Origin of the sequence: Streptomyces sp. CA-251387, from assembly GCF_050936625.1 — a bacterium.
Taxonomy (GTDB): Bacteria; Actinomycetota; Actinomycetes; order Streptomycetales; family Streptomycetaceae; genus Streptomyces.
On sequence record NZ_JBNJMJ010000001.1, the window covers coordinates 6,401,220 to 6,422,018 of the forward strand.

The 20,799-nt window shown below is 71.2% G+C and carries 20 protein-coding genes; 9 read left to right on the forward strand and 11 right to left on the reverse strand.

Annotated features, from left to right (window positions below):
* The first annotated feature begins 353 nt into the window (after positions 1-353).
* From ACQEV2_RS28795 to ACQEV2_RS28815, 5 genes are read left to right on the forward strand one after another with little or no spacing between them, the layout of a single operon-like run.
* Complete coding sequence (locus ACQEV2_RS28795) at positions 354-3,113, forward strand: sensor histidine kinase (protein WP_433047566.1); 2,760 nt, start codon at positions 354-356, stop codon at positions 3,111-3,113.
* Complete coding sequence (locus tag ACQEV2_RS28800; protein ID WP_433047569.1) at positions 3,110-3,613, forward strand: roadblock/LC7 domain-containing protein; 504 nt, start codon at positions 3,110-3,112, stop codon at positions 3,611-3,613. Before ACQEV2_RS28795 ends, ACQEV2_RS28800 begins: the two co-directional genes overlap by 4 nt.
* Entirely contained in the window at positions 3,610-4,038 is a 429-nt protein-coding gene (locus ACQEV2_RS28805; RefSeq protein ID WP_433047572.1) for a DUF742 domain-containing protein, read from the forward strand. The genes ACQEV2_RS28800 and ACQEV2_RS28805 overlap by 4 nt, the downstream gene beginning before the upstream one ends.
* Positions 4,019-4,663: a GTP-binding protein gene (locus ACQEV2_RS28810; RefSeq protein WP_433047575.1), complete on the forward strand. Its 645-nt coding sequence runs from the start codon at positions 4,019-4,021 to the stop codon at positions 4,661-4,663. Before ACQEV2_RS28805 ends, ACQEV2_RS28810 begins: the two co-directional genes overlap by 20 nt.
* A gap of 44 nt (positions 4,664-4,707) precedes the next feature.
* Positions 4,708-5,961, forward strand: coding sequence for a styrene monooxygenase/indole monooxygenase family protein (locus tag ACQEV2_RS28815; protein WP_433047578.1), 1,254 nt, complete (start codon positions 4,708-4,710; stop codon positions 5,959-5,961).
* Here the strand turns inward: ACQEV2_RS28815 and ACQEV2_RS28820 are convergent.
* The 4 genes from ACQEV2_RS28820 to ACQEV2_RS28835 form a co-directional block, all read right to left on the reverse strand.
* Entirely contained in the window at positions 5,879-6,991 is a 1,113-nt protein-coding gene (locus ACQEV2_RS28820; RefSeq protein WP_433047581.1) for an NlpC/P60 family protein, read from the reverse strand. The genes ACQEV2_RS28815 and ACQEV2_RS28820 overlap by 83 nt on opposite strands.
* Before the next feature lie 102 nt (positions 6,992-7,093).
* A complete protein-coding gene (locus ACQEV2_RS28825) occupies positions 7,094-7,414 on the reverse strand; it encodes a hypothetical protein (protein ID WP_433047584.1) in 321 nt (106 codons plus the stop codon).
* A gap of 10 nt (positions 7,415-7,424) precedes the next feature.
* Complete coding sequence (locus tag ACQEV2_RS28830; RefSeq protein WP_433047587.1) at positions 7,425-8,069, reverse strand: TetR/AcrR family transcriptional regulator; 645 nt, start codon at positions 8,067-8,069, stop codon at positions 7,425-7,427.
* Positions 8,070-8,172: 103 nt separating this feature from the next.
* Positions 8,173-9,111 carry an AurF N-oxygenase family protein gene (locus ACQEV2_RS28835; RefSeq protein WP_433047590.1) on the reverse strand — a complete coding sequence of 313 codons (939 nt, stop codon included), beginning with the start codon at positions 9,109-9,111 and terminating at the stop codon, positions 8,173-8,175.
* A gap of 124 nt (positions 9,112-9,235) precedes the next feature.
* Between ACQEV2_RS28835 and ACQEV2_RS28840 the strand changes: the two genes are divergently transcribed.
* Positions 9,236-10,342 carry a ferritin-like domain-containing protein gene (locus ACQEV2_RS28840; RefSeq protein ID WP_433047593.1) on the forward strand — a complete coding sequence of 369 codons (1,107 nt, stop codon included), beginning with the start codon at positions 9,236-9,238 and terminating at the stop codon, positions 10,340-10,342.
* A gap of 108 nt (positions 10,343-10,450) precedes the next feature.
* Complete coding sequence (locus ACQEV2_RS28845; protein WP_433047596.1) at positions 10,451-11,092, forward strand: Uma2 family endonuclease; 642 nt, start codon at positions 10,451-10,453, stop codon at positions 11,090-11,092.
* A 5-nt stretch (positions 11,093-11,097) separates the two neighbouring features.
* Here the strand turns inward: ACQEV2_RS28845 and ACQEV2_RS28850 are convergent, their stop codons facing one another.
* Positions 11,098-11,616 carry a DUF3291 domain-containing protein gene (locus ACQEV2_RS28850; protein ID WP_433047599.1) on the reverse strand — a complete coding sequence of 173 codons (519 nt, stop codon included), beginning with the start codon at positions 11,614-11,616 and terminating at the stop codon, positions 11,098-11,100.
* A gap of 168 nt (positions 11,617-11,784) precedes the next feature.
* Here ACQEV2_RS28850 and ACQEV2_RS28855 point away from each other — a divergent pair, with 168 nt between their 5' ends.
* The gene (locus tag ACQEV2_RS28855) at positions 11,785-13,752 is read left to right on the forward strand and encodes a nitrate- and nitrite sensing domain-containing protein (protein ID WP_433047602.1); all 1,968 of its coding nucleotides are present in this window, start codon (positions 11,785-11,787) and stop codon (positions 13,750-13,752) included.
* Here ACQEV2_RS28855 and ACQEV2_RS28860 read toward each other — a convergent pair.
* The 6 genes from ACQEV2_RS28860 to ACQEV2_RS28885 form a co-directional block, all read right to left on the reverse strand.
* Positions 13,729-15,204 carry a penicillin-binding transpeptidase domain-containing protein gene (locus tag ACQEV2_RS28860; protein WP_433047605.1) on the reverse strand — a complete coding sequence of 492 codons (1,476 nt, stop codon included), beginning with the start codon at positions 15,202-15,204 and terminating at the stop codon, positions 13,729-13,731. The two genes, ACQEV2_RS28855 and ACQEV2_RS28860, sit on opposite strands and share 24 nt — an antisense overlap.
* Positions 15,201-16,661, reverse strand: coding sequence for an FtsW/RodA/SpoVE family cell cycle protein (locus ACQEV2_RS28865; RefSeq protein ID WP_433047608.1), 1,461 nt, complete (start codon positions 16,659-16,661; stop codon positions 15,201-15,203). Before ACQEV2_RS28865 ends, ACQEV2_RS28860 begins: the two co-directional genes overlap by 4 nt.
* 47 nt (positions 16,662-16,708) lie before the next feature.
* On the reverse strand, positions 16,709-17,053 hold the full coding sequence (locus ACQEV2_RS28870; protein WP_433047611.1) for an SH3 domain-containing protein: 345 nt from the start codon (positions 17,051-17,053) through the stop codon (positions 16,709-16,711).
* A gap of 185 nt (positions 17,054-17,238) precedes the next feature.
* Entirely contained in the window at positions 17,239-18,474 is a 1,236-nt protein-coding gene (locus ACQEV2_RS28875) for an ATP-binding protein (RefSeq protein ID WP_433047614.1), read from the reverse strand.
* Positions 18,471-19,256 carry a hypothetical protein gene (locus tag ACQEV2_RS28880; RefSeq protein WP_433047617.1) on the reverse strand — a complete coding sequence of 262 codons (786 nt, stop codon included), beginning with the start codon at positions 19,254-19,256 and terminating at the stop codon, positions 18,471-18,473. Before ACQEV2_RS28880 ends, ACQEV2_RS28875 begins: the two co-directional genes overlap by 4 nt.
* Positions 19,257-19,349: 93 nt before the next feature.
* Positions 19,350-19,856: a protein-tyrosine phosphatase family protein gene (locus ACQEV2_RS28885; protein WP_433047620.1), complete on the reverse strand. Its 507-nt coding sequence runs from the start codon at positions 19,854-19,856 to the stop codon at positions 19,350-19,352.
* Positions 19,857-19,970: 114 nt separating this feature from the next.
* On the opposite strand from ACQEV2_RS28885, the gene ACQEV2_RS28890 reads away from it, so the two are divergent.
* Positions 19,971-20,777, forward strand: coding sequence for a nuclease-related domain-containing protein (locus tag ACQEV2_RS28890; protein WP_433047623.1), 807 nt, complete (start codon positions 19,971-19,973; stop codon positions 20,775-20,777).
* Positions 20,778-20,799 lie beyond the last annotated feature (22 nt).

The window sequence follows — 20,799 nt, forward strand, 5'->3', positions numbered from 1 at the left end:
GCCGAATGGGTACAGTCGCGCAGGTCAGACGCCTGATTTAGGGTGGAATGGCTGGCTCCGGCAAGACGTGGCGGCGAATACTGCCATCGTGTGCCGCCGACGTCCAACCGGCCCGCCGCGCAAGGCATGTGTGCGAGCCAGAGGAACTTGCCCGCCAACTCTCCTCCGGGGTTCACTCCTTCGGGTGGCGGGTCAGGTGATGCGCGGCCGTTGCCCACCGGCACTGGGAGGGTCGGGAACCGGTGAGGGCACCCCCTGCTCGAGCCAAGTCGCGAGCTTGGGGGAGGGGTGTACGTACGGTCGGCGGTAATTGACGAAGCGTCATCCGGACCCATGGGTATCACGAGTCAGGAATGCGAGCACCGGTGCAGAAGATGCGGCCTCGTCGCTCAGGCAAGCAGACGGCCTCCGCAGGGGGCACCCAGCCCACTCCCGGCACCACCACCGATGTCACACCCGCCGGCAAGGGGCGCCCGACTCACGTACGGAACCGACTGATCGTCGCCGTGGCCGTCGTGGCCGCCGCCATTGCCGGGGCCGGCGTCCCCTCGGTCGTCGCCGCCTCCGGGCAACTGCACGACTCCCAGCAGCTGGTGACCCTCGCCGAGCAGACCGAGGACGCGCTCACCCTCGCCCACTCCCTCGCCGACGAGCGCGACGAGGTCACCTCGTACATCGCCGCCGGCCGCCCCAAGTCCAAGGCGCCCAGCGAGCAGCGCAGCGCCCGCGTGGACCGGCAGGTCGAGGAGCTGCGCACCGACACCGACACCCCCGCCTCCCTGCGCGACGACCTCGACGGCATCGCGGCCGTGCGCCGGGCCGCGCTCACCGGCCAGAGCAGCGCGCTGGAAGCGCACGGCGCCTACTCGGCCGCCATCACCGAACTCCACCGGCTCGCCGAGCGGCTGGCCGAGCAGATGCCGCCCCGCGCGGGCGCCGGCGCCCACGCGCTGGCCGAGCTGGACTCCGCCGTACAGCAGGCCGCCGCCGCCCGTGGGCTGCTGCTCGCCGCCCTCAGCGTGCCGACCACCACCGAGACCGTCATCGACCCGGTCACCGGCCTCGCGACCACGCAGAAGACCTCCTCGGACGCCGACGCCAAGCAGCGCGCCGCCCTCAGTGCCGCCGCCCAGCAGGCCCGGCTGCGCTCCGACGCCGCCCTCGCCGACTTCCGCGCCACGGCCCCGAAGAGCGCGCGCACCTCGTACGACTCCACGGTCACCGGCCCGGAGGTCGACACGGCCGAGCGCTATCTCACCGCCCTCACCGACCAGACCACGCTCTCCGACCGTGACCTCGCCACCAACACCCGGCGCGCCGAGGACGCCCTGTCCGCCCGCGTCGACGCCATGCGCGGCGTCGAGTCCGCCCTCTACGACCGCCGCACCAAGGACCTCGAACAGCTCCGCGACGACGACGTCACCGCGCTGGAGATCCGCATCGCCGTCCTCGGTGCCCTCATGCTGCTCGCGGTCGGCGTCGCCACGGGCATGGCCCGCAGCCTCACCCGCCCCCTCGCCGTCCTCCGCCTCGGTTCCGCGCGCCTCGCCCGGGCCGAGGACCCGGCGGCCGAGGAACCGGTCAAGTTCACCGGCCGCAAGGACGAGTTCGCCCAGGTCGTCGACTCCGTCAACGCCCTGCACACGCACGCCGTCGCTCTCCACGAGCGCATCACCACGCTGGAGTCCGACCGCAAGCACCTCGTCGGCCAGCGCCAGAAGATGGCCGACGCCCGCGAGGAGCTGCGTGCCGAACTCGCCGCCTCCGCCGCCCAGATGGAGCGCCTGCGGGACACCATCGGGTCCACCTTCGTGAACCTCGCCCTGCGCACCCTCGGCCTCGTCGAGCGCCAGCTCGCCGTCATCGAGGGCCTGGAGGAGCGCGAGCAGGACCCCGACCGGCTCGCCACGCTCTTCAAACTCGACCACTTCGCCACGGTCATGCGCCGGCACAGCGAGAACCTCCTCGTCCTGGCCGGCACCGAGCACGTCCAGCAGCACGCCGGGCCGGTCCCGCTGGTCGACGTCGTCCGTGCGGCGGTCAGCGAGATCGAGCGTTACGAGCGCGTCCGCATCGCCGCCCTTCCGCCCCACGCGCACGTGGCGGGCTTCGCGGCCGACGACCTCTCCCACCTCCTGGCCGAGCTGATGGAGAACGCGACGGCGTTCTCCCCGCCCGACCTGCCCGTCGAGGTCTCCGGCTGGCTGCTGGAGAACGGCGAGGTCATGCTCTCGGTCCAGGACGAGGGCATCGGAATGACGAGCGATCGCCTGACCCGCCTCAACTCCCGCCTCGCCGACTTCGACCCCGAGGCCTCCTACGACCAGGAGGGCGAGGACGGCCTGGGTCTCGGCCTGTACGTCGTCGCCCGCCTCGCCCACCGCCACGGCGTCCGCGTCCAGCTCCGCGAGCAGAAGCAGGGCGGCGTCGCGGCGGTCGCGGTCCTGCCCAAGGGGCTGCTGGCGGCGGCCCCCGCGGCCGCGGTCCCGTCCGACCTGTCAGCCCGCGGCACGCACTCCTTCTCCCTGCCGGGCGCCGACGCGGAGGCCAACTCCAACGTCCTGCGCGGCCGCACCAAGGGCGGGGACCCGCTGGTGGCGCTGGCGGAGAAGGCCGTACGGGAGACGGGCGACGCCGACAAGGACGTGGCTGACAAGGACGCAGCCGACGAGGACGTACCGGAACCGGAGACTCCTGCCGAGTCCACCATGGAGCTCCTGATCCCGGAGCAGGCCGCGGCGCCCGCCGAGGAGACGGAGACCGAGGAGGCGCGGGCGACCGAGGAGGCTCCGGCCCCCGACCCGTATGCGATCGGCCCGGACACGCATGAGCGTGCTCGGGACGAGGGGGAGGAGCCCGAGGAGCAGGTGACCGACAAGGGCCTGCCGAAGCGCACTCCGAAGATCACCGCGCCCGCCCAGGCCCCGCGGCAGCGGACCGGGGGCGTCGACGCCGAAGCCCTCCGCAGAAGGCTCGGCGGCTTCCGCCGAGGAGCCGAGGCCGGCTACCGCGACGTACAGGCGGAGATCGCCGAACAGACCGGCCAGAACAAGACACCCAGCAGTGAATCCGAAGCAGCCACGGGGGGCACAGTCGAGGAGGCAAGCAGTTGACCGCGCCCAGTACCTTCGGACTGAGCAGTGAAGCCCGCAACCTGCACTGGTTGTTGACGAATCTGGTCGAGGAGGTGCCGGGCATCCAGTCGGTCGCAGTGGTCTCCTCCGACGGCCTGCTCCTGCTCTCCTCGGACCACGCCCGCAACGAAGAGGCCCGAGAGGCCAGGAACGGCAGGCCCACCGGCCCCCGCGGCTCCTCCGCCGACCTCGCCACCATCGTCTCCGGCATCGGCAGCCTCACCATCGGCGCCGCGAAGCTGATGGAGTTCGGCGGCGTGAAGCACACGATGATCGCGATGGACGAGGGCAGCCTGTTCGTGATGTCCATCAGCGACGGCTCCCTGCTCGGCGTGCACGGCTCCGCGGACTGCGACATGAGCGTGGTGGCCTACCACATGGCGCTCTTCGTCGGCCGGGCCGGCCACGTCCTCACTCCCGAACTCCGCAGCGAGCTACGGAAATCCCTCGAGACCGCGTCGGCAGGGAGTACCCGATGAGCAACGCCCCGAACAGCAGGCCCCACCTCCCCGTCCGCGGCGGCGACCGCAAGGCCGCCCGCGTGCGCCCCTACTCGCTCACCGGCGGCCGCACCCGCTTCGGCCACGTCCTGCTCGTCGAGACGTTCGTCGGCAGCACGGCCGCGCTGGAGGCGCCCGAGGAGCGCAAGGAACTGACGAATGGTTCCCTCACCACCCGGGTGATGCCGGAGATGCGGGCCATCGTCGAACTGTGCCGCCGTATGCGCACGGTGGCCGAGATCGCCGCGCTGCTGAAGATGCCGCTCGGCGTGGTCCGCGTGCTCCTCAGCGATCTCGCGGACCAGGGAAAGATCCGTGTGTACGGCACCGGAACCGGCCACGGCACGGGCCGGCCGGACCGCGCTCTGCTGGAAAGGGTGCTGAGTGGACTCCGTCGTCTCTGACGCCGCCGCCTCCGGCGTCACCACCCCGTTCGTCGAGCCCGACGAGGACCTGAGGTCCTGGCAGACGGACCGCACCCGAGCGCCCGTCGCCACGAAGATAGTCGTGGCCGGCGGCTTCGGCGTCGGCAAGACCACACTGGTCACCGCCGTCTCGGAGATCACGCCCCTGCAGACCGAGGCGCTGATGACCGAGGCGAGCGAGGAGACCGACGACCTCACCTCGACGCCGGGCAAGCTGACCACGACCGTGGCCATGGACTTCGGCCGCATCACGCTCGACGACGACCTGGTGCTGTATCTGTTCGGCACGCCGGGCCAGCAGCGGTTCTGGTTCATGTGGGACGACATCGTGCGGGGCGCGATCGGTGCCGTCGTCCTGGCCGACACCCGCCGGCTGAAGGACTGCTTCCCGGTGCTGGACTACTTCGAGAGCTCCGGGCTGCCGTACGTCGTCGCGGTCAACCACTTCGACGGCAGCGAGCTGTTCGAGGCCGAGGACGTGCGCGAGGCCCTCACCGTTCCCGCACACATACCTGTCATGATCATGGACGCGCGCCGCCGGATCTCGGTCATCGAGACCCTGTTGTCCCTGGTCGGACACGCGCTGGACGTCACCCCGGAGTAGTCGTCCCCGAGCAGTCCCCGATCCCTGTAGGAGACACCACCCGCATGCGGAAGATACTCGTCGTCGGAGCCGGCCAGTCCGGACTCCAGCTCGCCCTCGGACTCCAGTCGCACGGGTACGAGGTCACCCTGATGTCCAACCGGACCGCGGACGAGATCCGCTCCGGCCGCGTCATGTCCACGCAGTGCATGTTCCACACGGCACTGCAGCACGAGCGCGATCTCCAGCTGAACTTCTGGGAGTCCCAGGCCCCGAAGATCGAGGGACTCGGCGTCTCGGTGGCGGCCCCCGGCTCGTGGGGCGAGGGCCCCGCGGCCCGCGCGATCGACTGGGTGGGCAACCTCGACGGGTACGCGCAGTCGGTCGACCAGCGCGTGAAGATGGCCGGGTGGATGGAGACGTTCGCACAGCGTGGCGGACAGCTGGTCATCCACGGCGCGGCCGTCGGCGACCTCGACTACTTCTCCCGTACGTACGACCTGGTGCTGGTCTCGGCCGGCAAGGGCGAGCTCGTCCAGATGTTCGGGCGGGACCCGGAGCGCTCCCCGTACAGCGAGCCGCAGCGCGCCCTGGCCGTGTCGTACGTCCACGGGCTGGGCCCGCGTCCGGAGCACCCGGACATGGAGGCCGTCCGCTGCAACCTCGTCCCCGGCGTCGGCGAGCTGTTCATCATGCCGTGTCTGACGACGTCCGGGCGCGCCGACATCCTGTTCTGGGAGGGCATCCCCGGCGGGCCGCTCGACGTCTTCGACGGTGTGAAGGACCCGGCCGAGCACCTCTCCCTGACCCTGGGACTCATGGAGAAGTACACGCCGTGGGAGCACGCCCGGGCGACCAAGGTGGAGCTCACGGACGCCGGCGGTGTCCTGAGCGGGCGGTACGCCCCGACCGTGCGCAACCCCATCGGCCGGCTCCCGGGCGGCGGGCTCGTGCTGGGTGTCGCGGACGTCGTCGTGGCGAACGACCCCATCACCGGGCAGGGCTCCAACTCCGCGTCCAAGTGCGCCGCCGCCTACCTCGCCTCGATCCTCGAGCACGGGGACAAGGAGTTCGACGAGGCGTGGATGCGCAGCACCTTCGACCGGTACTGGGCCACGGCACAGCACGTGACCAAGTGGACGAACGCCATGCTGGCGCCGCCGCCGGAGCACATCCTGAACCTCATCGGCGCGGCGGGTCAGCTGCCGCCCGTCGCCGACCGGTTCGCCAACGGGTTCAACGACCCGGCCGATTTCGAGAACTACTTCTATGAGCCGGAGAAGACCGCGGCTTATCTCGCTGAGGTTTCCGGTTCCTGACCTCCGGGCGTACGGCGCCCAGGACCGGGTTCGACGCGATCGGGGAGATCTTGATCTTCTCCCCGGTGCGGGGCGCCTGGATCACCTTGCCCTTGCCGAGGTACATGGCCACGTGGGTGGCGTCCGGGAAGTAGACGACCAGGTCGCCGGGGCGCAGTTCGGTCAGCGGAATGCGGTCGAGCCGCGCCCACTGCTCCTGGCTGGTGCGGGGGATGCGGGCTCCGGCGTGCGCCCATGCCTTGGACGTCAGGCCTGAGCAGTCGTACGTCCTGGGGCCCTCCGCGCCCCACTGGTACGGCTTGCCCAGCTGCCGCTTGGCGTAGCGCATGGCCCGGCGGGCCGCGGGGGACGGCTTGTGGTCCTCCTTGGCGAGGGCGCCGGACGCCATGAAGGCTCTTTGTGCCTTCGCGGTGTCCTTCTTCTCGAATGCGGCCAGGGCCGTGAGCTGCTCGGCGGTGAGCGAGGCCAGCAGCTCCTCCACCTTCCGCAGGCGCTTCTGTACGGTGTCCCGGTCCTTCTTCTGCCGTTCGGCGAGGGCGAGTTGGCCGTCCAGCGCCCTGCGGGCCTTGCGGGCCAGCTCGTCCGCCCTGCGTTCGGTGCCGGTCAGGCGGCCGACCGTTTCGGCGCGCTCGCGGGACAGCCGGGCGATGACGTGGCCCTGCTCCAGGGCGTGCTGGGGGTCGCGGGCCAGGAGCAGGCGGACGTACGGGGAGACGTCGGTGGTGTTCTGGTACTGCTGGCGGGCCAGGCGGCCGGCCGCGCCTCGGCTGTCGTGCAGGGAGAGGCGGGCGCGGGCCAGGGCGGCGTCGAGGCGGGTCACCTCGGTGCGCTGTCTGCGCAGCTTCTCCTCGGTGGCGTTGTAGGTCTCCGTGGCCTGCTCGGTCTCGCGGTACAGGCGCTGAAGATCTGTCAGAAGCTCGGCCGTGGATCGCTCTTGTGGTGCGGGGTCTGCCGTCGCGGGGGTCGGTGCGAGGAGCGTGCAGGCCGTCGTCGCTGCCGTACACGCCAAACGCCATAGCCTTCCTGACACGTCATCACCTCCGGTACGGAGAGGCTCTCTGCTCCGCACCGCGAGCATCAGGCGGGCGCGCCGGGTTCGCGCGGTAGGTGTGCGCGGGTCGGCGTAACCGGGTCACCCGTCGGTGTCGTCCGGCTTGCCCCGCGGCGTGGCGTCCGGCCTGTCCGGCTTGGACCACGGCCAGTTCAGGCGGCGGCTCTGCCTGCCCTCGGGATCGTAGGCGTACTTCCAGCGCTGGGTGAGACCCGTGAGGCCCCTGCCGGCCCCCGGTGTGCGGGGGACGCGGCGGTACACGAGGACCGTGGGCGGGCCGCCGTGCGGGTCGGGGACGGGGATGCGGTACGTCTTGGGCGGGTGGCCCGTGATGCCCAGGAGTACCGGGAGCACGCGGCCGTCCATGGGGCCGCCCTCGAACGGGGTGTCTTCGCTCTTCACGGGACCAGTGTCAGCCATCCGCCGCGAGCTTCTCGGCCAGCGCGGCGGTCTGTGGATCCCGGGACGCCGTGACCGAGAGGACGGCGATGAACTGGTCGACCAGCCAGTCCCGCAGTTCCTGCACGGGGGGCTGCTTGTCCTCGTCGAGCCAGATCAGGGAGGCCGCCTCCACCGCGGTGATCCACATCCGTACCGTCATGCGGAGGCGGAGGCCGGGGTCGGTGACCTCCAGGTGGCTGAGGATGTGCTCGGCCGCGGCGCGGCGTACGCCGTCGACGATGGCGGTCGTGCGGGACGTCTCCACGACGCTGCCGCCCTGGAGCAGGGCGCTGAAGCCGGCGTCGTGCTCGTCCACGAAGGCGAGGTAGCGGTCGAGGGCACGGGTGAGGCGGGGGAGGAGGGGGCCCTGGCGGGGCTCGTCGAAGCACTGCTGGAGCTCTTCGGCGGCCGACCTCAGGGCAGCCTCGTACAGCTGCTGCTTGCCGCCCGGGAAGTACCGGTACACCAGGGGGCGTGACACTCCGGCCGCCTCCGCCACGTCGTCCAGGGAGACGTCCTCGGGGGCGCGGTGCGCGAAGAGGGTGAGGGCGGCGTCGAGGAGTTGGCTGCGGCGTTCCTCGACGCTCAGGCGGCGGTAGGCCGGGGCGGCGGACATGGCATGAAGCCTAGTCGCCGTGGAGGGTGCGGGGATCTGGTGGCTGCGGGTCCGTCGTGGCTGGTCGCGCAGTTCCCCGCGCCCCTTGGGCCGACCCACTCGCCTAGGCCAGGAGGCCGGACGACCTCCACAACCGCCGCCCCACCCCCCGCAGCACCCCGATGTCGTCCAGGAAGTCCGTCAGCTTCTTCGCCCCCGTCTGCATGACCTCCCGTCGATGCCCGCTCGCCTTCACCTGCGCCATCGCCTCCCGCTTGTCCAGGCCCACGTTCGTGTAGACCTCCGGATTCACGAAGGCGACGGAGAACACCCGGGCGAACTCACCGGAGGTGACCCGTGTGAACTCCTGGGACCACTTCGGCGCCGTCACCATCTGGCGGCGCAGCTCCTCGCGGGCGTACCGGACGTGGCGGGCCTCCTCCACCACGTGGATTCGGGTGACGCCTCGGATCAGGGGCTGCACCCGCTCGTCCGGGAACGTCAGCCGCTGCATCCAGTCGAGGACCTCCTCGCCGAGCAGGGTCGCCGTGAAGGAACCGGGGGTGGTGGAGATCGTCTTGAACAGGCGGCCCAGGTTCTGGTGGACGCGGCTGACGGGGTACCAGGGGGTGCCGCCGTGGGAGATCAGCCGGGCGAACATCTTGGAGTGGCGGCACTCGTCCTCGATCTCGGTGAGTGCGTAGCGGACGTGGGCGCTCGTCGCCGCTTTGTCGTAGATGTGGCGGACCAGGAGCTGCATGAGGATGATCTCGAACCAGATCCCGAGCGAGGCGAGCGCCGCGGCCTCGTGCTGGGAGAGGAGGATGCGCTGCTCCTCGCTCATCCGCTTCCACAGCGGGGTGTCGTAGAGCGACACCAGCTCCGGCGGCCAGAACCACTTGCCCTCCTCGAAGGGCGCGTCCCAGTCCAGTTCCTTGTCGGGGTCGAAGGAGTGCTTGGCGGAGGAGGCGAGGAGGCGTTCGGCCACCTGTTCGCGGTCCTTGAGCAGGCCGAGTGCGTCGCGCAGGCCTTCCAGCGCGTCGGCTTCCGTCAGGGTCGTCATCGGTCCCTCACCTCGTTACCGGGGGTGCGTCGTCCGCTCTTATGAGACTGCTTGTCAGCAAGGTCGTCAATCCCTCGCGCAAGACTTGTTGACCGCGCGTCTACTACGTGTGAGCCTGCGGAACATGCCGACTTTCGACCTGTACGCCACAGATCCGGGAGACCCCCTCTGGCAGGTGCCGGCGACCGGCGCGGCACGTTTCGGCTGGGAGTACGACGACGGCCGCGACCGGCTGCTGGCCCTGTACCAGAAGGGCAAGGACAAGCAGTGGGACGGCCAGAAGCGCATCGACTGGGAGCGGGAGGTCGATCCGCACGACCCGCTCGGCACCCCCGACGAGTCCATGTCCCTGTACGGCACCAAGTACTGGGCCAAGCTCACCGACGAGGACAAGGGCGAGCTGCGGCAGCACTACGCCTCCTGGCAGTTCAGCCAGTTCCTGCACGGCGAGCAGGGCGCGATGGTCTGCGCCGCACGGATCGTCGAGTCCGTCCCCGACCTCGACGCGAAGTTCTACTCGGCGACCCAGGTCATGGACGAGGCCCGGCACGCGGAGATCTACGGCCGTTTCCTGCACGAGAAGATCGGGATGCTGTACCCGATCAACGACAATCTGCAGGCGCTGCTCGGCGACACGCTGCGGGACAGCCGGTGGGACATGCCGTACCTGGGCATGCAGGTCCTGATCGAGGGGCTGGCGCTGGCCGCCTTCGGCATGATCAGGGACACGACCGACAAGCCCCTGCCGAAGCAGATCCTGGCGTACGTCATGCAGGACGAGGCCCGGCACGTGGCCTTCGGGCGGATGGCGCTGCGGGACTACTACCGACAGCTCACCGACGCCGAGCTCCGCGAGCGGGAGGAGTTCGTCATCGAGGGCTGCTATCTGATGCGCGACCGGCTGCGGGGCGTGGAGGTGCTGGAGAACTTCGGCATTCCGACCGCCGAGGCCGAGGAATACAGCGAGCAGTCCGAGTTCCTCGCCCTGTTCCGCCGGCTGCTGTTCTCCCGCATAGTCCCCTGCGTCAAGGACATCGGGTTGTGGGGGAAGCGCCTTCAGCAGGCCTATGTCGACATGGGTGTGTTCGAGATGGGCGACTCGAATCTGGACCTGCTGATGGCGCAGGACGAGGAGATCGCCGAGCAGCTCGACGCCGAGCGGTTCGCGGTGGAGGAGCGGGAGCGGGTGGGGGAGGTGGCGGACGCGATCGAGGCGGGGGCGGAGGGGTGATCAGGCTGTCGATGGCTCGCTCCAGTGATCACTCGATGGAGCGGCGAATGGGTATTCGTCCTGGGTACGCTGACTGTGCCAGGCAGACTCCGGTACATGGGAACGATCATGAGCGCCGCACGCGACTACGGGGTGGACGAGGGCTACGAGTGGGTCCGTCCGCCGCAGGGTGGCTGGACGGCGGACGACCTCGACGAGCTTCCCAACCTTCCTCCGCACACGGAGTTGATCGACGGGAGTCTTGTCTTCGTGAGTCCGCAGACCTCGTTCCGTATGCGCACGATTCGACTGCTGGACAACGTTTTGCTCGACCAGGCGCCTGACGAATTCGATGTCTACCGCGAATTCACAGTCACGCTCGACCGGCATAACCGCCCGGAGCCCGACGTCCTGGTGGTCCGCGCCGACGCCGACACCGGACCCAAGGGCACGCGGCTCCTTCCCGGAGATGTCATTCTCGCCATCGAGGTCGTGTCCGAGGACTCCGTGGCGCGTGACCGTGAGGCCAAGCCCCGTAAGTACGCCGCCGCAGGTATTCCGCACTTCTGGAGGGTTGAGGAGAATGACGGCCTACCCGTCGTCTACGTCTACGAACTCGACCCGCCGACCAAGGCGTATGTGCCGACCGGCATCCACCACGACAAGCTCAGGTTGACTGTCCCGTTCCCCATCGACATCGACCTCACCGCGATCAACCGCCGACGGCGGGGCTCCGAGCCCACCCCGGAGCCCCAGGAACCGCAGGCCTGACCCGCCTAGACCGAGCAGCCCAACCCCTCCGGCACCTCCCCCAGCACCGGCTCCGCCCCCTGCGGCGGATACGACGTCCGCAGAGTGAAGGCGTACGGGGTCGGGCCGTTGGTGCGCAGGTGGAGGAGGCGGGACTCGGCCTCCGCGACCGTCGGGCGGTGGCCCGCCGGGACCCACCACAGGGCCGTCACCGCCTCCTGCAGCTTCTCGAACCACTCGCGGCGGCGGGCCAGCATCTCGCGGTGCCGGCCCTGGTACATGAACGCGGTCAGGGCGTTCGTGTCCCGCCACACGGTCAGGTTGATGATCAGCCAGGAGTCGCCGAAGACGGGTATGTCCGTCGCGTCGCCGGAGTCGTCCTGCAGTCGCCAGACGAAGCCGTCGGCGGCGTCGGCGGCGGCGTTCACGGGGTCGAGGTTGTCGACGAAGTCCTTCAACTGCGGGGAGTCCAGCGGGGCCTTGAGACGGGCGATGTTGACCTGGGCGAGTTCGTAGGCGGCTTCCGGTGCGGTCGATGGCGTCATGAACCGAACGATAGGTCGGGCGGGGACGGCAGGCCCAGGGGCCGTCTCAGTACGTGGGCACATGTCCCCCTTTCACAGGCGGGGCGGCGAGGGCGTGAGTACCTGTCCACAGCTGTCTTACGGAGCGGAAACCGTGCCCTGACCGGCCCGCCCGTAGCCTCGCGGGGCATGACGGGGAATGTACTGACCACCCTCCGCTCGACCATCCGCCGACCTGCCACGCTTCCCGGCTGGCACTCCATCCGTGGCCGTATGGCCATCGTGCTGGCCGTTCCGACCTGCCTGCTGCTCGCCCTCATCGGCCTCGGCGTCACCGACCGGGCCGCCGACTGGTCCGCCGCCCGGGAGACCGAGGCGCAGGTCGGGGTGCTGTTGCGGGCGCAGGAGCTCGTCCGGGAGGTGCAGCGCGAACGCGGGCTGACCAACGGGCTGTTGGGCGGCGAAAAGGGGTATCGCGACGACGTCGTCGCGCAGCGCGGCCGTACCGATGAGGCGCGAGATGCGTTGAGTGCCGCGCTCGACGAGGAGGGCGAGGGGCTGCCCGGCGCCGCGGTCTCCGCCCTGCGGGCCGCCGACGGCCCCCTCGCCGCCCTCGCCGCGACGCGTGAGGACGTCGACGCCGGTACCGCCGACCGTGCCGCCACCCTGCGGACGTACACCAAGGCCGTCACCGCCCTCGTCGACGCCGAGTCGGCCGGCGCCCCCGACGGCGACCGGCGGATCGCGCAGGGCGTGCAGGCGCTCCAGGCGCTCGCGCGGGCCACGGAGGCCGTCGCGCTCGAACGCGGCTCCCTCAACGGGGTGTTCGCGGCCGGGCGGTTCCGGTCCGGGGAGTACCTCGACTTCACGGAGGTCCGGGCTACGCGGGTGGCCGCTCTGGGGCAGTTCCGGCAGCTCGCCGGGGGACGGGAGGAGGCCGCGCTGGACGACGCCTTCGGTACGGCCGCCGCACGCCGGGTCGCCGGGTACGAGGCGCGGGCCGAGCGGGGTGCCGACGGGTCCGCGCTCACCGTGGCCCCGGCCCGCTGGTGGGCCGACATGACGACCCTCGTCGACGATCTGCACACGGTGCAGCGGGCCGTCGGGGACGACGTCCGGGCACACGCCGCCGACGCCGGTTCCGCCGCCACACGGCAGCTCGGCGGCTTCCTCGCCCTCGGGGTGCTGATCCTCGGCGTGGCCGTCGCGCTCGCCGTCTTCTCGGCCCGCTCCATCACCCGGCCCCTCGGCGCCCTGGCCGACGAGGCGGACGCCGTCGCCGGGACCCGGCTGCCCGAGGCCGTCCGGCGGATCCAGGAGGCCGACCCGGACAAACCGCTCGCCGACGAGGCCGAGCGGCCCGAACTTCCCGGTGGCGCACGGGAGATCAGCCGCCTGGCCGCCGCTCTGCGCAACGTCGAGGACACCGCCGTGGGCCTTGCCGTCCAGCAGGCCGTACTGCGCCGCACCAGCACCGAGTCCCTGGCCAGCCTCGGCCGCCGCAACCAGAGCCTGCTCAACCGGCAGCTCGGCCTGATCACCGCCCTGGAGCGCCAGGAACTCGACCCCGACGCCCTCGCCGAGCTCTTCGAACTCGACCATCTGGCCACGCGGATGCGCCGCAACGCCGAGTCGCTCCTCGTGCTCGCCGGTGAGGAGTCCCCGGCCCGGTCCTGGAAGGGCACGGTCGCCGTCGCCGACGTGGTGCGGTCGGCCGTGTCGGAGGTCGAGCAGTACCGGCGGGTGGCCGCGGTGGACATCCAGCAGTGCGGCGTCCGCGGCCACTGCGTCGCCGAACTGTCCCACCTCCTCGCCGAGTTGGTCGAGAACGCGCTGATGTTCAGCCCGCCCAAGCATCCCGTGGAGATCTACGGCTGGCGGGACGGCACCGAGTACTGCCTGGCCGTCGTGGACCGCGGGATCGGGATGACCCCGGAGCGCCTGGCCGAGTCCAACGCGGTCCTGTCCGGTAAGGCCGACTCCCTGCACACCGCCCCGACCCGGTTCCTCGGCCACCATGTCGTCGGCGCCCTCGCCGCCCGCCTCGGCGCCCATGTAGAGCTCCGGCCCACCCAGGGCACGGGCGTCACCGCGTACGTCGCCCTGCCGACCGCCCTGATCCAGGAGCCGACGTCAACGGCCTTCGCCCGAGGGTGACTTCAGCACCGACTCCATCACCGCCCGGGCGATCGGCGCCGCGTCCCCACCCCCGCTGATCTCCCCGCGGTCGGCGTCCGCGTCCTCCACCACCACGGCGACCGCGACCTTGGGCTCCAGGTCGTGGTCGCCCTGCGCCCAGGACACGAACCAGGCGTACGGCGTCCCGGAGTTGCCGAGGCCGTGCTGGGCCGTGCCGGTCTTGCCGCCCACGGTCGCGCCGGGGATCCAGGCGTTCGTGCCGGTGCCCTCCCGCACCACGTCCGCCATGAGCTCCTTCAGCAGGCGGGCGGTCGACGGGCGCATGGCCTGCCGCATCGGGCGCGACCCGGCCGTCGCCACCGTGGAACCGCCCGCCCGGGTCGTGCGCTCGACGAGATACGGCGACCGCACCTGACCGCCGTTGGCCACGGCCGCCGCCACCATCGCCATCTGCAGCGGAGTGGCCCGCGTGTTGTACTGGCCGATCGACGACAGGGCGAGCTGCGCCCGGTCCACCTTGGAGTCGAAGGTGCTCTCGGCGACCGAGAAGGGGATCCTCAGGCCCGGGTCGTTGAACCCGAAGGCCTTCGCCGTCGCCGCCATCCGCTCCGCGCCCACCCGCACCCCCAGCCGGGCGAACACCGTGTTGCACGACCACTCGAACGCCTTGCGCAGCGGGACGTCGGCGCAGCCCTTGGACGCGTTCGTCAGCCTGGTCCTGGTCCCCGGCAGGCGGTACGGATCCGGGGAGTCGGTCGGCTCGTCCAGGTCCTCGACCACGCCCGTGTCCAGGGCCGCCGCCGCGGTCACCACCTTGAAGGTCGACCCCGGCGGATATGTCTTGCGCACCGCCCGGTTGAGCATCGGCTTGTCCGGATCGCGGTTCAGCGACTCCCAGGACCGGGGCACCGACGAGCCGTTCCCGGACAGGACCGACGGGTCGTACGACGGGGCGGACACCAACGCCAGGATCCGCCCGGTCGACGGCTCCACGGCCGCGACCGCGCCCTTGCGGCCGGCCAGCCCTTCGTACGCCGCCTCCTGCGCGCCCCGGTGCAGGGTGGTGACGACGTCGCCGCCGGGGTGCCGGTCGCGGGCGGAGCCGTTCCACACCGGGAACGGCGACAGCAGCGGATCGGTGCCCGACAGGATGCCGTCCTCGGCGTGCTCCAGGAAGGTCGTGCCGTACGTCTGCGAGGCGAAGCCGGTGACGGGGGCGTACATCGGGCCGTTGGTGTACGTCCGCTCGTAGCGGAGGTGCTCGCCGGTGTCGTGGGATCCGGTCACCGGTTCGCCGCCGACCAGGATGTCGCCGCGGGGCTGCCCGTAACGGGCGATGGTGGTGCGGCGGTTGGCGATGTTGTCGTCGTAGGACCGGGCCTCGATGACCTGGATGCGGGCGGCGTTCACGAGCAGCGCCACCAGCAGCAGGGCGCAGAAGAAGGCGGCGTGCCGGATGTGCCGGGTCATCGGGCGGCCTCCGCGCGGTCGTCGTGCCCCGTCACCACGGCGGCCTCCCCGTCCCTGTGGGCCTCTCCGTCCTCGGGCAGGTCCCCGGGAACGTCCTTGGGAATGCCGAACCGGCTCCGCGCCCGGTCGCTCAGCCGGATCAGCAGCGCCACGATCGCCCAGTTGGTGACCACGGACGAGCCGCCCTGCGCCAGGAACGGCATCGCCATGCCGGTCAGCGGGATCAGCCCCGTCACCCCGCCCGCGATCACGAACACCTGCAGCGCCACGATCGAGGCGAGCCCCACCGCGAGCAGCCGTCCGAAGGGGTCGCGCAACGCCAGCCCGGCCCGGAAGCCGCGCTCCACCAGCAGGCCGTACAGGAGGAAGATCGCCGACAGCCCCGCCAGGCCGAGCTCCTCTCCGGCGGTCGCCAGGATGAAGTCCGACTTGGCCGCGAAGCCGATCATGATCGAGTGGCCGAGGCCCAGTCCCGTGCCGACCATGCCGCCCGCCGCGAAGGCGAACAGCGACTGGGACAGCTGGTTGGGGCCCTGGCCCGCCTCGATCGACGCGAACGGATGCAGCCAGTCCTCGACCCTGCTGTGCACATGCGGCTCCAACTGCCCGACGGCCACCGCTCCGACCGCCGCGAGCAGCAGACCGACCGCGATCCAGCCGGTGCGCCCGGTGGCGACGTACAGCAGCACCACGAACAGCCCGAAGAACAACAGCGAGGTCCCCAGATCCCGTTCGAGGACCAGCACCCCCACGCTCAGCAGCCAGATGGCGACGATCGGCCCGAGAACGCGCCCGGTGGGCAGTTGCAGCCGGGGCAGCCCGAAGACCCGACGGCCCGTGTACGCCAGCGCGCTGCGGTTGGCGGCCAGATACGCCGCGAAGAACACCGCGAGCAGTACCTTCGCGAACTCGCCGGGCTGGATGGAGAATCCGGCGATCCGGATCCAGATGCGGGCGCCGTTCACGGACGGGAAGAAGATCGGCAGGGTGAGCAGCACCAGAGCGGCGACGACACACACGTAGGCGTAGCGCTGGAGCACACGATGGTCGCGCAGCAGCAGCACGACCACGATGAACAGACCCACCCCCAGCGTCGACCACACGAGTTGGGTGGGCGCCGCCAGGTCGTCCGGCGTCTCCAGGTCGAGCCGGTAGATCAGGACCAGGCCGAGGCCGTTGAGCAGCACGCCGATCGGCAGCAGCAGCGGGTCCGCGCAGGGGGCGCGCACCCGCACCGCCAGATGCGCGACCAACGCGAGCACACCGAGCCCGGCGCCGTAACCGGCGGCGCCGGGCGGGACGGTCCCGTGCCGGGCGATGCCGACCGCGCAGTAGCCGTACACGGAGAGCAGGACGGCCACGACGATGAGGGCCAGTTCGATGCCACGGCGCCGGGGGAGACGTACGGCGGGAGCGGGCGCGTCCGCTGCCACCAGGGTGGTTCCGGCCTTGGTCATGTCCGGAACTTACCCAAATGGTCCGTCTTGTGTGCATTGCTTACATCTCAGCACAAGCGCGGCGGCCGCTTCGTCTCGATGAACCGGGCCGACCCCCAGGCCCAGGTGCCGTCCGCGAGGAGGTACCAGCGGTTGTTGCCCTGGACGCTCTCACCGAACCACTGGCAGAAGATCCTGACGACTTCCCCCCGGCTGGCGGTCCGGATCACCTGACTGCCCCGGTTGGGCGCACTGCGCAGCAGCAGCGTGCTCGCGGTGACGACCCCCCTTGTGAACTGTCGGTCATGGCCACCGCCTTGACCGAACTCGTCATCGGCGGCGGCGGGCGTGGCGAAGGCCGCGACGGCGACGGCGGCGGCCAGGGATATGGGGATGCGGGAGCGCAGGGTCATGGGGGTACCTCCATCAGAGTGGGGCAAACCTGACTAACCGCCACATTAGGAGTAATGGGGGAGAGTCGCGCGCGGTGCTGGGCCATAGGAGCGCCCCGCACGGGCGCGGGGAACTGCGCGACAAGCCCCCACAACCCGCAGCCAACGAACCACCTGTGGTCCCGAGCTCGTGGTTCTCGGTCTTGCTAGCGCAGCGTCAGCGTCGCCACGGCCCCGCCGTCCACCGCATTGGCGAATGTCAGCCGAGCCCCCAAAACCTCCGCCTGCCCCAACGCAATGGTCAGCCCCAGCCCATGCCCCTTGGCCCCGCCCTCCGTACGAAACCGCTGCGGCCCATGCGCGACGAGATACTCCGGATAGCCCACACCGTGATCCCGAACGGTGACAACAGGCCCATCCACGGTCAGCACAACCGGCCCCCGCCCATGCTTGTGCGCATTGGCAACCAGGTTGCCGAGAACCCGCTCCAACCGCCGCCGATCCGTCTCCACCACAAGGTCCCGCACGACAACGACCTCGGTCTCGGTCCCGGACGCCCGAACCACCCGCTCAGCCAGCGCAGCGAGCGGCTCGCTGTCCAGCTCCACCCGCTCACGCCCGGTGTCCAGCCGCGAGATCTCCAGCAGATCCTCGGTCAGCGTGCGCAACGCCGCCACCCGGTCCTGCACAAGCTCCGTCGGCCGCCCCGGCGGCAGCAGCTCGGCCGCCGCATGCAGCCCCGTGAGCGGCGTCCGCAGCTCATGTGCCACGTCCGCCGTGAACCGCTGCTCGGCGAGCAGTTTGCCCTGCAGGGACGCCGCCATGGTGTCCAGCGCCGCGGCGACCGCGGCCACCTCGTCCTGCGGCCGGCTCGGATCCTTCGTACGGGGATCGTCGACCCGCGCGTCCAGATCGCCCCCGCTGATCCGCCGCGCCACCCGGGCCGTGGCGTGCAGCCGTCGCGTCACCCGCGTCACCGCGAACGCGCCCACCAGCACCGTCGCCCCGATCGCCAGCCCCGACGACCACAGGATCGCCCGGTCCAGCCCGTCGATGGTGCGGGCCTGCTGCGAGTAGTCGATCCCGACGGCGAGGACCCGCTCGTCGTCGACCGGGCCCGCCGCCCACATCATGGGGCGCCCGTGGTGATCGGCGACCATCGTGCCCCGGTCCCCGGCCAGCGCCAGGTCGCGCAGGGACCGGGGCAGCTCCGGCGGATCGAGGCGGGCGCCCGGCGCGAGGGTGTCCCCGGCCTCGAACGCCGCCGTCGCGTCCGTCAGGCGGGACAGGGCGCGGTCGCGGGCCTGGCCGACGGTCTGGTTCGTCACCGAGACGTGCACCAGGATGCCGAGCAGCGCGGCGAGCGCACAGCACATCACCGTGATGAAGACGGCGGCCTTCACGGCGAGCGGGCCGGCCCACTGGGGGAGCGCGAGCCTCATGGGGTGCTCGCAGCAGGGGAGCCCCCGGAGGGAGAGGCTGAACGCGAAGGTGCGGCGGAAGACGAGGGCGACCGGTGCGACGGCGACGGGTGCGGCGTCTTCTTGTGCGGGCCGGTGCGCAGCATCTCGTCGTGCGTGAGCAGCATCGCCTTCTGGTCGGCGTCCCAGGTCCACTGCAGCCGGTACTCGTACCCCGCGACCTCGGACGGCGAGCGGATGATCACCGACCGCCCGGCCAGCTCGACGCCGCTGATGGCGTCGTCCCACTCCATCACCTGCACGAGCCTGCGCTTCTCGACGGTGTAGACGCGCACCGCGGTCTGGTTGCCGGGCATCAGCCGGAAGCCCACCGTCAGGTCGGGCTGCCCGTCGCCGGTCAGATCCCGGTAGTACGGCTGCAGGACCGGGCACCTGCCGCGTCCGGCGCCCTCGGCGCACTCGGCCATCAGCCGGCCGGTCGTCCGGTACTGCGCCTTGGCGCCCTCGTAGTCACCCGGGGCCTCGGCGATCTCCTTGCGCACGACGGCGACCGGATCCACCTCGCGTATGTCGCCCCCGGGGACGGCGACCCCCTTGACGACCTCCCGATTCACCTCGCCGATGACATAGGCCGGGCTGGACGCCGGCGTCAGCTGCGGCCAGAGCTTGTCCGGGCTGACCGCGGTCTCGGTCGGGCCCGCGCCCTGGAGCCCCCCGGCGTCACCGCAGGCCGTGCCGGCCGCCAGCAGCAGTGCGGCAAAGGCACCGAGCGCGGCGAGGCGCGTGGGGCGGCTGCGGGGCACGGCTCTCCTGGGGCTGGGGATGGTTGTCGGCCCGTACACCCTATTCGTACGGAAGTCCTTTTTGCGCACCCGGTGGGCGGACGGGCGAAACGGCTACTCGGCGAGTTCCTCCAGCAGCCGGGCGGTCGGCAGACCGGCCCGGAGGTACTCGACGAACAGCTCGTTGTGCAGCGCCCACGGAGAGCGGCGGGAGCGTATCAGCCGGATCGCCCGCTCCGCGGAGTGGTTCCGGCGGATCAGGGCGTGGGCGATGACGAGCCCCGAGCGGTTGTATCCGTGGTAACAGCGGACGAGGACCCTGCGGCCCTCGTCCAGTGCCTCACAGGCCGCCTCGGCCAGCCGTATCACCCCCGCGAGCTGGGTCCCGTCCAGCGGCCCGTCGGGAATCGGCCACACATGGTGCTCGACGCCGGGGCCGGGCCCGTGGCCCGGCAGCCGCAGCAGAGTCTGTACGAGATCGAACTCGTCCCGGACGACCGCGAACTCCAGTTGTCCCGACTGCCCACGGAACTCGTGCCCGCCCATCCACAGGCCGGGCACGATCTCGCTCCACGGGCTGTCCGGAGCCGGTACGTCGGGTTGCTTCCTGCGGGTACGCAACGGCGCCTCCCCAACCACCCCTCCCGGGTGATCTGCCCAACTCCTCTCAAAGGTAACCGGGTTCTTGCCCACGCAGCACCCTGCCTGTTCCCATGGTCAGTGGGGTGATGGTGCATGAGCGGACTGCGCGTCATACCGACCTGGCGGCACGGCCAGGAACGGCTCTACGTCTGCCTCACGGACGGGCGGAACATCGCCTGGTACGACCGTGAGGCGGCCCGGATCAACCTGCTCAGCGAGGACCGCAGGGACGAGGTGCTGGAGGCGCTCGGCCCCTTCGTCACCGGCCCGGTGACGGTGGGACCGCCGCCGGTCCCGACCCCCGCCGAGCTGGCCAGGCTGACCCTCCACCCGGACGACGACCTGGCCCCCAACCGGCCCGGCGAGGCGCTCCTGGTGGCCCTCGACCGGGATCCCGGCCCCACCCACCGGCTGCGTCCCGACCCGCGCCGCCGTGCGCTGACCGCGGAGCAGGCGGTCGGCGAGGCCCTCGACCGGCTGGACGGCGCCGGATGGCACGCGCTGCACTCCATCCCGCTGCCCGGCGGCGACCGCATCCACCATCTGGTGATCGGCCCCGGCGGCCTGTTCGCGCTGCACGCCCTGTACGCCCGTAAGCAGAAGGTGACGATCGCCGACCCGATGGTCTCCCTCGGCCGCCGGGAACCGCACCCCCTGCTGCGCCGCGTCCGCGCCGACGCCGACCGCGCCTCCTACGCCCTGACCGCCGAGGTCCATCCGGTCCTCGCCCTGGTCGAACCCGCCGGCGTGGTGATCCCCGGGCCGCTCCGGGAGGTACGGGTCCTCAGGGACACCGAGCTGGAGGGGCTGGCCCGGCTGGGCGGGGTGCTGAAGCCGGCGGATGTGGAGGCGCTGCATGCGATGGCTCGGGACCGGCGGGTCTGGGGTGCCGCCGGTTAGGTGAGCGGATCGGCTGTCGTCA

What these genes read in the sequence shown, in the direction of transcription:
- ACQEV2_RS28795 (WP_433047566.1), top strand. Translation starts at nt 354, where the DNA reads ATGCGAGCACCGGTGCAGAAGATGCGGCCTCGTCGCTCAGGCAAGCAG.
- ACQEV2_RS28805 (WP_433047572.1), top strand. Translation starts at nt 3,610, where the DNA reads ATGAGCAACGCCCCGAACAGCAGGCCCCACCTCCCCGTCCGCGGCGGC.
- ACQEV2_RS28815 (WP_433047578.1), top strand. Translation starts at nt 4,708, where the DNA reads ATGCGGAAGATACTCGTCGTCGGAGCCGGCCAGTCCGGACTCCAGCTC.
- ACQEV2_RS28830 (WP_433047587.1), bottom strand. Translation starts at nt 8,069, where the DNA reads ATGTCCGCCGCCCCGGCCTACCGCCGCCTGAGCGTCGAGGAACGCCGC.
- ACQEV2_RS28835 (WP_433047590.1), bottom strand. Translation starts at nt 9,111, where the DNA reads ATGACGACCCTGACGGAAGCCGACGCGCTGGAAGGCCTGCGCGACGCA.
- ACQEV2_RS28840 (WP_433047593.1), top strand. Translation starts at nt 9,236, where the DNA reads ATGCCGACTTTCGACCTGTACGCCACAGATCCGGGAGACCCCCTCTGG.
- ACQEV2_RS28845 (WP_433047596.1), top strand. Translation starts at nt 10,451, where the DNA reads ATGAGCGCCGCACGCGACTACGGGGTGGACGAGGGCTACGAGTGGGTC.
- ACQEV2_RS28850 (WP_433047599.1), bottom strand. Translation starts at nt 11,616, where the DNA reads ATGACGCCATCGACCGCACCGGAAGCCGCCTACGAACTCGCCCAGGTC.
- ACQEV2_RS28855 (WP_433047602.1), top strand. Translation starts at nt 11,785, where the DNA reads ATGACGGGGAATGTACTGACCACCCTCCGCTCGACCATCCGCCGACCT.
- ACQEV2_RS28860 (WP_433047605.1), bottom strand. Translation starts at nt 15,204, where the DNA reads ATGACCCGGCACATCCGGCACGCCGCCTTCTTCTGCGCCCTGCTGCTG.
- ACQEV2_RS28865 (WP_433047608.1), bottom strand. Translation starts at nt 16,661, where the DNA reads ATGACCAAGGCCGGAACCACCCTGGTGGCAGCGGACGCGCCCGCTCCC.
- ACQEV2_RS28870 (WP_433047611.1), bottom strand. Translation starts at nt 17,053, where the DNA reads ATGACCCTGCGCTCCCGCATCCCCATATCCCTGGCCGCCGCCGTCGCC.
- ACQEV2_RS28875 (WP_433047614.1), bottom strand. Translation starts at nt 18,474, where the DNA reads ATGAGGCTCGCGCTCCCCCAGTGGGCCGGCCCGCTCGCCGTGAAGGCC.
- ACQEV2_RS28890 (WP_433047623.1), top strand. Translation starts at nt 19,971, where the DNA reads ATGAGCGGACTGCGCGTCATACCGACCTGGCGGCACGGCCAGGAACGG.